We start from the raw sequence: 13394 nt of genomic DNA on the forward strand, positions 1-13394 counted from the left end.
ATCAATATAACGTGCCTCAAAGCGCTTGTACAGCTTCCACAATCTGCTCGACGTGACCTGGAACCTTTACGCCACGGAACTCCCGGCGAAGCACACCGTTCGCGTCCAGCAGGAAGGTCGAACGCTCGATTCCGCGGACTTCCTTGCCATACATTTTCTTCATCTTGATGACGCCGAAGAGCGAGCAGATGGCTTCGTCGGAGTCGGACACCAGTGTGTACGGCAGTTCCAGCTTCGCCTTGAAGTTGTCGTGCGATTTCACGCTGTCGCGCGAGATACCGATGACCTCCGCGCCGGCTGCCTTGAACTGGTCGTAGAGATCGCGGAATTGCAGGCTTTCAGTGGTGCACCCCGGCGTATTGTCCTTCGGATAGAAAAACAGCACGACTTTCTTGCCCTTCAGGCTGGACAGCGAAAAGTCGCCGCCGGTGGCGGGGGCGGTGAAATCGGGAACAGGTTGATCGACTGCGATCGGCACGGAGTTTCTCCTCTTTTTTATCGATGACGCGTGCCCGGACGCCAGTTTCTGGTGATCGGGCACGTTGAAACGGTGGTGCAGATTGGAAGAATCTCGTTCCTGCAAGCTCGCTGAGCCCGCGCGAGGCATCAGTCCGGCTGCAGGATCAGCTCACCCGCGCGGCCCGGAATCTCGCCCCACGCAACAGGGTACGTGGGCAGCGTCGAGCGGTCCAGCGTCGCATGATAGTCACCCATCGTGCAGAACGTGTGACCCTGGGCGCTCCAGCCAGCCAGCATCTGCTCGAAAACCGGGGCAAGCTTTTGTCCCTCGAGTTCGGCGTGCAGCGTGAATACCTGATCGTGATCCTGCTTCGATGTCAGCCCGAGCAGATGAGCGGCGACTTTGCTCACGTCGACGCCATCGACGCCCAGAACCTCATCCAGCGTGGGCAGCGTGGTCGGCATCTGGACGTGATTCAGGACGCGGCCATCGAGCACGGGAATGTAGGGCGCGTGGCCCCGTCCGTCGGACGCGTACTTCATGCCCCAGGCATCGATCTGTTCAAACGCGTGGCCGTTCATCTGCCAGCCTGCCGCGCCGTGCGTGACGGGCGGTGCGCCGAAGATTTCGATGAAACGCGCGTGGCTGCGCTGCATCTGCGCGGCGGTCCACTCACGGTTGCCTGCGCGGACGTTGTCCTGCCAGTAGACGTGGTCCCACGTGTGGATGCCGCACTCGAAGCCGCCTTCGTGAATTGCGCGCATCTCTGCAACCGCACGCCGGCCGATGTCCGGCCCCGGCAGAAGCACGCCATACATGAGCGTCTTGACGCCGTAGTGCTCCACGACCGATGTCCGCGAGACCTTCTTCAGGAACCCCGGACGAAACACCCGGCGTAAAGCCCAGCCGGTGTGATCGGGTCCGAGACTGAACAGGAAGGTCGCGCGGGCGTGATACTTGTCGAGCAGGCGCGCGAGATTCGGCACGCCTTCGCGCGTGCCGCGCAACGTATCGACGTCGATTTTCAGAACGATGCGAGCCACGCGCCGCCCTTAATTCTGGTCTTCGACAAGGCGCCGGGCCGTCGCCACATCGCCGCGATACGCTTCGAAGATCTTGCGCAGGGCGTCGTCCATGGTCGCGACCGGTTTCCAGTCCAGTTCTTCGATCGTGTTGTCGATCTTGGGCACGCGGTTCTGCACGTCCTGGTAGCCCGTGCCGTAATAAGCATCCGACGACGTCTCGACCAGTTGCACGGTCTTCGCGCTCTCGGCGTACTCGCTGATCTCGTTCGCGAGCTTCAGCATCTTGTTCGCGAGTTCGCGCACCGAGAAGTTGTTGCTCGGATTGCCGATGTTGTAGATCTTGCCCGTCGCCACGCCGTTCTTGTTTTCGATGATCTTCATCAGCGCGCCAATGCCGTCGTCGATATCCGTGAACGCACGTTTTTGCGCGCCGCCATCGACGAGACTGATGTTTTCGCCCCGCACGATATGGCCGAGGAACTGCGTGACCACTCGCGAGCTGCCTTCCTTCGGCGTGTAGATGGAGTCGAGGCCCGGGCCGATCCAGTTGAACGGGCGGAACAGCGTGAAGTTCAGGCCTTCCATGCCGTAACCCCAGATCACGCGGTCCATCAACTGCTTCGAGCACGCGTAGATCCAGCGCGGCTTGTTGATCGGGCCGTAGCTGAGTTGCGATTCCTCGGGATCGAACTGCTCGTCCGTGCACATGCCGTAGACCTCGGACGTCGACGGGAACACGAGGTGCTTGCCGTACTTCACGGCCGAACGCACGATGGGCAGGTTCGCTTCGAAGTCGAGCTCGAACACACGCAGCGGCTGCTTCACGTAGGTGGCCGGCGTTGCGATCGCGACCAGCGGGAGGATCACATCGCATTTCTTGATGTGATATTCGACCCACTCCTTGTTGATCGTGATGTCGCCTTCGAAGAAATGCATGCGCTCATGGTGGGCGAGGTCGCCCAAACGGTCGCGCTGCATGTCCATGCCGAAGACTTCCCAGTCGGTCGTCTCGAGAATGCGCTTGGAAAGGTGGTGGCCAATGAAGCCGTTGACACCCAGGATCAGGACTTTTTTCATGAATGAGGAAGTGATTGAGTGAGTCGGCCGAATTCGGCGGGACTGACGACGCGTTCGCCGCCGGCTGGAGTCTGGCTTTCGTCCACGAATGGCTGCCGTAGTTCACGAATGGCGACGACGCGGCCATCGCCGCATACGCCAAACAGCGCATTATCCTTCACGTGAAGGCCGGGGGGCAAATCCCCGAGCGCGCGCAGGGTCTCGGCTTCGAAATCGGGCAAACCGGTCTCCGGCACGAGCCGGGCCCGCGCCACGATAAACCGTGTTGGTCCAAGATCCGTGAAAGCGCCCGGATACGGCGGCGCGACGGCGCGAATCAGGTTGTACACCTGCTGTGCCGGTTTCGACCAGTCGATACGCCCATCTTCCGGTTTCCTGCCGCCGAAATAGCTGCCTTTGCTGAGATCGTTCGGAAGATGCGGCGCTTCCCCTGCGATCAGCGCCGGCAGCACACGCCAGAGCGTCTGTTCGGCGGCGACGGTGGTTTTGTCGAAGACCTGGCTCGCGGTGTCGTCCGGGAGAATGGGAACAGGCGTCTGCGCGAGAATGGTCCCGGCGTCGGGCTTTGCCGCCATTTCATGCAGCGTCGCACCGGTTTCCGTCTCGCCGTTCAGCACGGCCCAGTTGGTTGGAACGCGGCCGCGATATTTCGGCAGCAGCGAGCCGTGCATGTTGTACGCGCCGCGCGTGGCGAGCGCGAGCAGGCCGACCGGCAGCATATGACGGTAGTAGAACGAGAAGATGAAGTCCGGCGCAAGCCTGGCTATGGCGTCATGCAGCTCGGCCGACTTCGGGTCGGCGGGCGTGATCACGTCGATCCCATGATCCGCCGCCACGGATTTCACGCTGCTGAACCAGATGTTCTCTTGCGGATTGTCTTCGTGCGTGACGACCAGCGCAACGTCCACGCCGCGCGCCAGCAACACCTGCAGGCAACGCACGCCGACGTTGTGATACGCGAACACGACTGCGCGTGGCTTCATGGCAAAGACCTCATGACGGATCGACCTCGCGCGTGATCGCGGCGACGGCTTCCTGACGCGGCTTGGTACGCGAGATCTGGCCGTCGCGTTCTTCCAGTATTGTCTGAACCAGATAACGCGGCCGTGCACGAACCTGCTGATAGATCCGGCCGATGTACTCGCCGAGCAGCCCCAGCGCGAAGATGATCACGCCGAGCATGAAGAAGGTGATGGCGAACAGCGTGAACACACCTTCGACTTCCGCGCCGAACATGAAACGCCGCACCAGCAGCAGCAGGAACAAACCTGCGGACCCTACCGAAAGAATCACGCCTATGAACGATAACCACTGCAGCGGCACGACCGAAAACCCGGTCACGAGGTCGAAGTTCAGGCGGATCAGGCTATACAGCGAATACTTGGATTCGCCCGCGAAACGTTCTTCGTGCGCGACATCGATTTCAATCGGATTCTGCGAGAACGTGTAGGCGAGCGCCGGAATGAACGTGTTGATTTCGCCGCAACGATTGATCGTATCGATGATATGACGGCTATACCCGCGCAGCATGCAGCCCTGGTCCGTCATGCGAATCCGCGTGATGCGTTCGCGCAATCGGTTCATCAGCCGCGATGCCTTCTTGCGCCAGAAACTATCCCGGCGCTGCTGACGGATCGTGCCGACATAGTCGTAACCCTCGCGCATCTTGGCGAGCAGTTTGGCGATTTCCTCGGGCGGATTCTGCAGGTCGGCGTCCAGCGTGATTACGCTTTCCCCGCGTGACTGCTCGAAGCCGGCGAGGATGGCCATGTGCTGGCCGTAATTGCCGTTCAGCAGGATCACGCGCGTCGTGTCCGGACGTGCGCGAAATTGCTGCGCGAGCAGTGCGGCGGATTTGTCCCTGCTGCCGTCGTTGATGAAAATGACCTCATACGTTGCACCGAGCGCATCGAGCGCGGGATACAGGCGCGAGAAGAGCGCGGCGAGGCCGTCTTCCTCGTTGTACACCGGGACCACGACCGTCAGTTCGGGTCCGGTCGGCAAAAAATCGGTTTGACTCATATTGGCGATGGTTCCGCTAGATTTCCGTAATCAATTGATGCTGCGCCGGCCGCATCCCGCGGCGCGGCTTCTTCTTATATGGCGTGCGCCGCGCAGATTTCATCGACGGCCTGCACGACTCGCGTCACGTCGTCATGGGTCATCTGCGTGAAAAGGGGCAGCGTAACCGTGGACGCGCCATACTTTTCGGCGTGCGGGAACATGCCTTCATGGAATCCGCGCGCCCGGTACAGCGTGAACAGATGCAGCGCCGGGTAATGCACGCCCGTGCCGATGCCGCGCTCCTTCATCTGCCCCATGAATTCCGAGCGCGTGAGGGAGAGGCGCTCCTGCGGCAACGCAATCTGGAACATGTGCCAGTTGCTGTCAGTGAAGTTCTGCACCGGCAGTTGCACGCCCGCGCGCACGGCCGAGCCGTTCGCGAAACTCTCGAAATAGGCTCGCGCGAGCTCGCGGCGCTTTTCCGTGAAACGCCCGACGTGCTTCAACTGCCCGAGGCCGACGCGAGCGGCGACATCGGTGAGATTGTATTTGCCGCCGAGCAGGTCGCAGTCCATGCCGTCGAAGCCCGTGCGCGTGATGCCCTGCAGCCGGTACTTCTGGGCCAGCACCGCTTCCTCTTCGTTATTCAGGACGAGCGCGCCGCCTTCTATGGACGTCACGTTCTTGTTGGCGTGAAAACTGAACGAAACCATGTCGCCAAACGAGCCGATTTTCTTGCCGCGCCAGGTTGAACCGAACGCCTGCGCGGCGTCTTCGATCACGCGCAATTTATGGTCGCGGGCGATGCCGTAGAGGCGGTCCATATCCACGGGCAAACCAGAGAGATATACCGGCAGGATGGCCTTGGTGCGCGGCGTGATGGCTTTTTCCAGTAGATCCAGGTCGATATTGCGCGTGACCGGATCGATGTCCGCAAACACCGGCGTGGCGCCCGTTTCAATGATCACATTGCTGGTCGAGACCCAGGTCATCGGCGTGGTGACGACTTCGTCGCCTTCGCCTACACCCGCAATCCGCAAGCCGATTTCCATGGTCGCCGTACCGGAATTGAACGTGCGCACCGGGCGGCCGCCGCAATAGGCAGACAGATCAGCTTCGAACTGCGTGTTCTGCGGGCCGGTCGTGATCCAGCCGGAACGCAGTACGTCGGCTACGCCCTGGATTGTTTCTTCGTCGATCTCGGAGCGCACGAACGGCAGGAAAGGGAGCGTTTTGGAGGTCACGTTCTGGGTCATGGAGTCTCTGCGTTAGAAATGGAGGAGCGAGGCGTTGACATAAGCTGACAAAAGCGAAGCCGGGGCTAGGCGCGGGTCAACACCACTACGCCAATCAGGATGATGCCGATACCAACCAGGCGCTGCACTGACAGAATTTCACCGAACAAATACCATGCTGCGAAGGCGTTTACCACGTAACCCAATGAAAGCATGGGATAAGCCACGGAAACGTCGACCCGCGACAAACCCACGATCCACACCACGACACTGAACACATAGCAGGTAAGGCCACCGATGATCGGCCATTGCGTTGCAATCTTCAAACCAATCGGCACGATGTTCGCCGGCGTGAACTCGAAATGGCCCACGGCGTTCACACCTGCTTTGAGCAGCAACTGCGCACCGGCGTTCAACAGGACGCCGGTGATGATGCAAATGAAGGATATCGGGTTCATCGTCGACCGTAATAGTGGTTTTTATCGGCGTAGTGCGGCGCAGCATTCTTGTATAAAATGGCTTGCGCGAACGCCGCGCCATTGTTTCAAGGCTGCGGCTTTTCCACAATGACCCTTCGATCATCACGCGCAATCACTTTCATCGGCACGTTTTTCGCAAGCATTTCGTCATACCTGCCCGGGGGCATCAGCGCGAGAGCGTATCGATCGGCGTCCCAGCGTTGAATCCACGCATCGATGGTCGGCAACCATTTCTGCGGCTCCGTCGTCACACCGAACTGCAGTTCGTCGGGCTCCTGGACCATGATCATGGTGTGGCCGAGGTAAAACGGCATGGTGTGGTCGAGCTTGGCAACCGAATAAAACGGTGTGTCTGCCGGGAGCTTTGCCATAGCTGCCTTGACCGCAGGCACCAGTTTCACGCCTGAACTCTCGCGGCCGAAGACATCGTGTCCTGTTCCCGCGATGGTACCGATCAGCAACCACGCGGTGCCCAGCAACACAACGCCGCCAATCGAACTGCGCCGGTTGTACCAGATCGCTGCAAGCGTGACTACGAACGCAACAGCGAGCGCTGCATACACCCAAAGCTGGAACTCACGATACAGAGAGTTCGGCGTATGCCCACCGCCCATGCGACCCAGGAAGATTGCGCCGAATGCCGCCGCGACCAGAAAGACGGCATAGCCAATCAAATGCCGGCTCCATTGCACCCTCGTCAGAAGCGGCAAATAGATTGCGATAAGCAACGCGATCGACGGCGCAATCGGCAGCGTATAGGACAGGAGTTTCGAGTGTGATGCGCTGAAGAACAGGAAGATGAAGGCCGTCCAGACCAGCAGCAAGGTGACTGGCGCAAAGCCGTTTGGCTGTCGTGGCACTTTCACCGCGTGGCGGGCGCTCTGGAAAATCACGGAGAGCCAGGGCAGGAATCCGATGATCAAAACGGGCACAAAGTAATAGAACGCGCCCGGCCGGTTCTGTTCGGGCGTCAGATAACGCTGAAACTGCTGCACGATGAAAAAGAAGTTCAGGAACTCCGGATTTTTCATCTGCACCAGCACGAACCAGGGCACGGAGATGATCGCAAACAGGATCAGTCCGCTGCCAATGTAAAGGCGCCGCCACAGGGCCCAGTCACGCGCGATCAGCGTGTAGAGCACAAGGACCGCGCCCGGCAGAATAAGACCGACCAGCCCCTTTGAGAGCAATGCGAGCGCCATGCCGGCCCAGCAGAGCCACATCCAAAGCCGGACCTGGCTGGCGGGGAGGTTGGGGCGTTGCGCGAGCAACAAGCCGCACAGCGTGAGTTCCATCCAGAAGGACAAACCCATGTCGAGCGTGTCGAAATGGGCCATCAGATTCCAGTAGGGCGACGTCGCAAGGACGACTGCCGCGCAAAAGCCCGTCACGCCATTGAATACTCGCGCGCCGGTATAGCCAATCAGCAGCACGCCGGCAAACCCCGTCAGTGCGGTATAGAGCCGCGCCTGCCATTCGCCGATCCCGAACCACGCGAACGTCAGCGCGTTCGCCCAGGTTTGCAGCGGCGGTTTCTCGAAATATTTGTAGCCGTTGTATCGCGGCGTGATCCAGTCACCAGTCACGAACATTTCGCGGGCCATTTCCGCGTACCGGCCTTCGTCGCTGGGAACGAGATGGCGCAGGCCGAGGGGCGCAAACCAGACCACAGCGAGCGCTGCGACCAGCAATAAAAGCGAGAGGCGGGTGAGCGGTAGCCGGTAAGGCGTATCGTTCATAGAAGTCGACCTGTCCAGTGCCGCTTTTGCGGCGAAAAGCAAATTCAAAAAGGGGCTCGAGTGTTGCGCATCGAGACTTAAGGGCGGCTTAGGCGGGCTCCGGATGTCTTGTCGCACATGTTCGGTGAACACACGCAGGTTCCGCGTCTTCGACAATACGCACAAGCTGTCCGAATGGGCTGGTAGGTGAAGAAACGTGCAACGTTTCAACTGCTGACCGAAGGGCGCGGGCCGGGCTTACGTGACAAAGCTGCCGGGCGGCAGTTTATCGTACTGGCGTGCCGATTCCGCGCTGAGGCGCCTTGATGACGTTACGAACCGGTTCAGCGAGCGCGGATCAGGCTTCGAGCAGCAGCGCGGCGGCGACCCGGCGGCCTTCCGACATCAGAATGTTGTAAGTGCGGCATGCGGCGCCGAAGTCCATCGTCTCGACGCCAATGCGCTGCTGCGTGAGCCTGGCAGTAAGCCGCGGATGCGGAAAACGCAGGCGCGCGCCGCTGCCGAACACGATGACTTCGGGCGCCAGCTCGAGCAGCGCATCGAAATGTTCAGGCGTGAGCGTCTCGAACGACGTGACCGGCCACTGGATCACGGGACTTTCCGGCATCACGATAATGCTGCCTTCATGACGCTGGAGATTGATCGCGACGTAATCGGCGCCGTAACTCGTGATGGTGTTGAGCGCGCCGCTGGCTTCCTGATGTAATTTCAAATCGATAGTCCGACAGGCGGGTTGATGGCAAGGAGCGACTGTGCGAACGCCCGTGCCGGGAAGAATCTGCCGGCGAGTACGGCGCGCGCATTGCGAAAGTCACGCTTAATCCGCTAAATTATAACTTTTCAGCCGTTCGCGGGTTGCGAGTCCGGACGGCGCAGTGCTTCGCGTGCCGCCACAAGCTGCTTGCCGACACGCAAAAAAGGGCTGTTTTCCTTGGCCTGATGGCCAAAAATCACACGTTTGAGCCCAAACCCGCCTTTATCCGGCGCATTTTCGCTAGACTGCCTGTTCTGCGCTGCCTTCCGAATCCCGAAATTTCGCCGGTTCAGGAGCGCCATGACGTCCACCACGGTCGAACGTCCTTGTTGCATCTTGTGACCGGCCCGCGTGCATCGACGCGATCCCGGTCCGGATTGGAACGCCTTGCAGCGCAGGCCGCAATGTCCTTTGTTCGTATCCTTTCGCCGACCTTGGCCGCCGACTGCACCCGATAACCAACAGAGCCTGATTTCAAGTAACCGAGTGAGCCTTCCCGCCGTGAAACCGATTCTCAAGTCCAATAAATTACAGAACGTCTGTTACGACATTCGCGGACCCGTGCTCGAACACGCGAAGCGTCTCGAGGACGAAGGTCACCGGATCATCAAGCTCAACATCGGCAATCTGGCCTCGTTTGGTTTCGACGCACCGGACGAGATCATCCAGGACATGATCCGGAATCTGCCTGCATCGTCGGGATATTCGGACTCGAAGGGCGTGTTCGCTGCGCGCAAGGCGATCATGCATTACACGCAGGAAAAGGGTGTGCTGGGCGTGGAGCTGGACGACATCTACATCGGCAACGGCGCGTCCGAGCTGATCGTGATGGCCATGCAGGGTTTGCTCAACGACGGCGACGAAGTGCTGCTGCCCGCGCCGGACTACCCGCTGTGGACGGCCGCGGTCAGCCTGTCATCCGGCACGCCTGTGCATTATCTCTGCGACGAAGCCGCTGACTGGATGCCCGATCTCGACGACCTGCGCTCGAAGATCACGCCGAACACGAAGGCACTGGTCATCATCAACCCGAACAATCCGACCGGCGCGCTGTATTCCGACGCGCTGCTGACCGAAATGATCGAGATCGCCCGCAAGCACGGCCTGATCATTTTCGCCGACGAGGTCTACGACAAGATCGTCTACGACGGCCGCAAGCATACGGCGGTCGCGGCTTTGTCCGAGGACGTGCTGACGGTCACGTTCAACAGCCTTTCGAAGAGCTATAGGGCGTGCGGGTATCGTGCGGGCTGGATGTTCATTTCCGGGTTGACGGGCGAGAATCGCCGGATTGCGAACGACTATATGGAAGGGCTAGGCATCCTTGCGTCCATGCGCTTGTGCGCGAACGTGCCGGGACAGTACGCCATCCAGACGGCGCTCGGCGGCTACCAGAGCATCAACGACCTGATCCTGCCAGGCGGGCGCCTCTTCAAGCAGCGCGAGCTTGCGTACGACATGCTGACCGCCATTCCCGGCGTGAGTTGCGTGAAGCCGCAAGCGGCGCTGTACATGTTCCCGAAGCTCGACCCGAAGATGTATCCGATCGTCGACGACCAGCAGTTCATCACGGACCTGTTGCTTGAAGAACGCACGTTGCTCGTGCAAGGCACGGGTTTCAACTGGCCGGCGCCCGATCATTTCCGCGTGGTGTTCCTGCCGAACGTGGACGATCTGGCTGACTCGATCAACCGTATCGCGCGCTTTCTCGATGGTTATCGAAAGCGTCACTCTGTTTAACACCTCTCTTAAAAGACTTACGCTGCAATGGAACCGATCAAAGTTGGCCTGCTGGGCTTCGGCACCGTCGGCAGCGGCACCTTCACGGTGCTGCGCCGCAATCAGGAAGAAATCAAACGGCGCGCGGGACGTGGTATCGAAATTTCGCGCATCGCCGTGCGAACGCCGTCCAAGGTGAAGGGCGCCGAAGGCATCGAGATCACGACCGACTTCAATTCGGTCGTGGACGATCCGTCCATCGACATCGTGGCCGAGATGATCGGCGGCACGGGCGTGGCGCGTGACCTGGTGCTGCGTGCGATCGCCAACGGCAAGCACGTGGTGACGGCGAACAAGGCGCTGCTCGCCGTGCACGGCAACGAGATCTTCGAGGCGGCCAGCAAGAAAGGCGTGATGGTGGCGTTCGAGGCGGCGGTCGCGGGCGGCATTCCGATCATCAAGGCGCTGCGCGAAGGGCTGACGGCCAACCGGATCGAATACATCGCGGGCATCATCAACGGTACGACGAACTACATCCTGTCCGAGATGCGCGATCGGGGGCTCGACTTCGCGACCGCGCTGAAAGCGGCACAGGAACTGGGGTATGCGGAAGCCGATCCTACCTTCGACATTGAAGGCGTGGACGCCGCGCACAAGGTCACGATCATGAGCGCGATCGCGTTCGGCGTACCCGTGCAATTCGACCGCGCTTATGTGGAAGGCATCAGCAAACTGGATGCAATCGATATCCGCTACGCTGAAGACCTGGGTTACCGGATCAAGCTGCTGGGGATCGCGCGCCGCACGGAGAAAGGCATCGAATTGCGCACGCACCCGACGCTGATCCCGGAAAAGCGTTTGCTCGCGAACGTGGAAGGGGCAATGAACGCGGTCGTGGTTCACGGCGATGCCGTGGGCACCACGCTTTACTACGGCAAGGGCGCGGGCGCGGAGCCCACCGCGTCGGCGGTGGTCGCGGATCTCGTGGATGTGACGCGCCTGCATACGGCCGACCCGGAGCATCGCGTGCCGCACCTGGCATTCCAGCACGACAGCCTGGCGAATACACCGATTCTGCCTATCGAGGAAGTGACGAGCAGCTACTACCTGCGTTTGCGGGTGGCTGACGTGACCGGTGTGCTCGCCAACATCACGCGCATTCTCGCGGACAAGGTCATCTCGATCGATGCCTTGCTGCAGAAGGAATCCGAGCACGTCAACGGCGAGGACAAGGGCGAGACCGACATCATCCTGCTCACGCACGAAACGGTTGAAAAGGAAATCAACGCAGCGATCACGCAGATCGAAGCGCTCTCCACGGTGGTTTCGAAGGTGACGAAACTGCGCATGGAAGGAATGAAATAAGGCCCTGAAATGAACTACATCTCGACCCGCGGCGCAGGCATTGGCGAGCGCCATACTTTCTCCGACATCCTTCTCGGCGGTCTCGCCAAGGATGGCGGCCTGTATCTGCCCGCTGAGTACCCGCGCGTCACGGCGCAGGAACTCGACGCGTGGCGCTCGCTGCCTTATGCAGATCTCGCCTACGAAATCCTGCGCAAGTTCAGCGACGATATCCCTGACGAAGACCTTCGTTCGCTCACACGGCGCACCTATACCGCAAAGACGTACAGCAACGTTCGCGATCACGAAAGCGCATCGCAGATCACGCCGATCAAGACGCTGGGCGTGGAGAACGGCACGACCGTGTCGCTGCTGGAATTGTCGAACGGACCGACGCTCGCGTTCAAGGACATGGCCATGCAGTTGCTCGGCAACCTGTTCGAGTACACGCTCGCGAAGCACGGTGAGACGCTCAACATCCTGGGCGCCACTTCAGGCGACACAGGCAGCGCCGCCGAGTACGCCATGCGCGGCAAGCAGGGCTTGCGCGTGTTCATGCTCTCGCCGCATCAGAAGATGAGCGCGTTCCAGACGGCGCAGATGTTTTCGCTGCAGGACCCGAACATTTTCAATCTGGCGGTCGTCGGCAATTTCGATGGTTGCCAGGACATCGTCAAGGCTGTATCGAACGATCACGCGTTCAAGGCTGCCAACAAGATCGGTACGGTCAATTCGATCAACTGGGCCCGCGTGGTTGCGCAGGTGGTCTATTACTTCAAGGGCTACTTCGCCGCGACGAAATCGAACGCCGAGCGGGTGTCGTTCACGGTGCCGTCGGGTAATTTCGGCAACGTCTGCGCGGGACATATTGCGCGGATGATGGGCTTGCCGATCGAACAGCTCGTTGTCGCCACGAATGAAAACGACGTGCTGGACGAGTTTTTCCGCACCGGGGTTTATCGCGTGCGCACGGCCGCCGAGACGTATCACACGACGAGCCCGAGCATGGATATCTCGAAGGCGTCTAATTTCGAGCGTTTTGTGTTCGATCTGCTCGGCCGCGATCCGGCCCGAGTACTGCAGCTTTTCCGTGACGTTGAGGAAAAGGGCGGTTTTGACCTCGCGGCAAGCGGCGATTTCGGGCGCGTGAAGGAATTCGGTTTCGTGTCGGGGCGCAGCAGCCATGCGGACCGGGTGGAAACCATCCGCGACGCATTCAGCCGGTACGACACCATGATCGACACGCACACGGCAGACGGCTTGAAAGTGGCTCGCGAGCATTTGAAGCCGGGTGTCCCCATGATCGTGCTGGAGACAGCGCAGCCCATCAAGTTCGGCGAAACCATCCGCGAAGCCCTGCAGCGCGAACCGGAACGTCCGGCAGCTTTTATTGGCATGGAAGAATTGCCACAGAAGTTCGATATCGTCAAAGCTGACGCAGGCGTGGTGAAGGCGTATATCGCTGAGCGCCTGTAGGCAGGACCCAGGCGGCGAGCGGCCTTCAGCGCCGCTTTGCCGTCCCGTTCCGCTGCAACGCCGCAAATCGTCGCAAAAACTG

13 protein-coding genes are annotated in these 13394 nt (G+C 60.2%); 3 read left to right on the top strand and 10 right to left on the bottom strand.

What is annotated here, in order from left to right; all coding sequences use genetic code 11:
- Positions 1-16 precede the first annotated feature (16 nt).
- The 10 genes from AX768_RS06390 to AX768_RS06435 all read right to left on the bottom strand — a co-directional run bounded on the left by AX768_RS06390 (position 17) and on the right by AX768_RS06435 (position 9108).
- Complete coding sequence (locus AX768_RS06390) at positions 17-478, bottom strand: peroxiredoxin (protein ID WP_061999259.1); 462 nt, start codon at positions 476-478, stop codon at positions 17-19.
- Positions 479-606: 128 nt separating this feature from the next.
- On the bottom strand, positions 607-1503 hold the full coding sequence (locus tag AX768_RS06395; protein ID WP_061999260.1) for a polysaccharide deacetylase family protein: 897 nt from the start codon (positions 1501-1503) through the stop codon (positions 607-609).
- A gap of 9 nt (positions 1504-1512) precedes the next feature.
- Complete coding sequence (locus AX768_RS06400) at positions 1513-2562, bottom strand: bifunctional UDP-4-keto-pentose/UDP-xylose synthase (protein ID WP_061999261.1); 1050 nt, start codon at positions 2560-2562, stop codon at positions 1513-1515.
- Positions 2559-3545 (bottom strand): formyltransferase, encoded by a 987-nt coding sequence (locus AX768_RS06405; RefSeq protein WP_061999262.1) that lies wholly within the window; start codon positions 3543-3545, stop codon positions 2559-2561. Before AX768_RS06405 ends, AX768_RS06400 begins: the two co-directional genes overlap by 4 nt.
- A gap of 10 nt (positions 3546-3555) precedes the next feature.
- Complete coding sequence (locus AX768_RS06410) at positions 3556-4584, bottom strand: glycosyltransferase (RefSeq protein WP_061999263.1); 1029 nt, start codon at positions 4582-4584, stop codon at positions 3556-3558.
- A gap of 74 nt (positions 4585-4658) precedes the next feature.
- Positions 4659-5822 (bottom strand): DegT/DnrJ/EryC1/StrS family aminotransferase, encoded by a 1164-nt coding sequence (locus tag AX768_RS06415; protein ID WP_442857243.1) that lies wholly within the window; start codon positions 5820-5822, stop codon positions 4659-4661.
- 65 nt (positions 5823-5887) lie between these two features.
- Positions 5888-6259, bottom strand: a complete 372-nt coding sequence (locus AX768_RS06420) for an SMR family transporter (RefSeq protein WP_061999264.1) — start codon at positions 6257-6259, stop codon at positions 5888-5890.
- Between the two features lie 86 nt (positions 6260-6345).
- Positions 6346-8019 (bottom strand): glycosyltransferase family 39 protein, encoded by a 1674-nt coding sequence (locus AX768_RS06425; protein ID WP_061999265.1) that lies wholly within the window; start codon positions 8017-8019, stop codon positions 6346-6348.
- A gap of 337 nt (positions 8020-8356) precedes the next feature.
- Entirely contained in the window at positions 8357-8731 is a 375-nt protein-coding gene (locus AX768_RS06430) for an Mth938-like domain-containing protein (protein WP_061999266.1), read from the bottom strand.
- 128 nt (positions 8732-8859) lie between these two features.
- Complete coding sequence (locus AX768_RS06435; protein ID WP_061999267.1) at positions 8860-9108, bottom strand: hypothetical protein; 249 nt, start codon at positions 9106-9108, stop codon at positions 8860-8862.
- Positions 9109-9274: 166 nt separating this feature from the next.
- Between AX768_RS06435 and AX768_RS06440 the strand changes: the two genes are divergently transcribed.
- The 3 genes from AX768_RS06440 to thrC are packed head-to-tail and all read left to right on the top strand — an operon-like array spanning position 9275 to position 13312.
- Positions 9275-10513: a pyridoxal phosphate-dependent aminotransferase gene (locus AX768_RS06440; protein WP_162916050.1), complete on the top strand. Its 1239-nt coding sequence runs from the start codon at positions 9275-9277 to the stop codon at positions 10511-10513.
- A 27-nt stretch (positions 10514-10540) separates the two neighbouring features.
- Positions 10541-11857, top strand: coding sequence for a homoserine dehydrogenase (locus tag AX768_RS06445; RefSeq protein ID WP_061999269.1), 1317 nt, complete (start codon positions 10541-10543; stop codon positions 11855-11857).
- A 9-nt stretch (positions 11858-11866) separates the two neighbouring features.
- The gene (gene thrC, locus AX768_RS06450) at positions 11867-13312 is read left to right on the top strand and encodes a threonine synthase (RefSeq protein WP_061999270.1); all 1446 of its coding nucleotides are present in this window, start codon (positions 11867-11869) and stop codon (positions 13310-13312) included.
- Positions 13313-13394: the final 82 nt, after the last annotated feature.

Origin of the sequence: Burkholderia sp. PAMC 28687, assembly GCF_001577465.1 — a bacterium.
Lineage (GTDB): Bacteria > Pseudomonadota > Gammaproteobacteria > Burkholderiales > Burkholderiaceae > Caballeronia.

Coding starts and splice junctions, on each gene's coding strand:
- AX768_RS06400 (WP_061999261.1), bottom strand. CDS start 2,562: ATGAAAAAAGTCCTGATCCTGGGTGTCAACGGCTTCATTGGCCACCAC.
- AX768_RS06405 (WP_061999262.1), bottom strand. CDS start 3,545: ATGAAGCCACGCGCAGTCGTGTTCGCGTATCACAACGTCGGCGTGCGT.
- AX768_RS06410 (WP_061999263.1), bottom strand. CDS start 4,584: ATGAGTCAAACCGATTTTTTGCCGACCGGACCCGAACTGACGGTCGTG.
- AX768_RS06415 (WP_442857243.1), bottom strand. CDS start 5,822: ATGACCCAGAACGTGACCTCCAAAACGCTCCCTTTCCTGCCGTTCGTG.
- AX768_RS06420 (WP_061999264.1), bottom strand. CDS start 6,259: ATGAACCCGATATCCTTCATTTGCATCATCACCGGCGTCCTGTTGAAC.
- AX768_RS06425 (WP_061999265.1), bottom strand. CDS start 8,019: ATGAACGATACGCCTTACCGGCTACCGCTCACCCGCCTCTCGCTTTTA.
- AX768_RS06435 (WP_061999267.1), bottom strand. CDS start 9,108: ATGCAACAAGGACGTTCGACCGTGGTGGACGTCATGGCGCTCCTGAAC.
- AX768_RS06445 (WP_061999269.1), top strand. CDS start 10,541: ATGGAACCGATCAAAGTTGGCCTGCTGGGCTTCGGCACCGTCGGCAGC.
- thrC (WP_061999270.1), top strand. CDS start 11,867: ATGAACTACATCTCGACCCGCGGCGCAGGCATTGGCGAGCGCCATACT.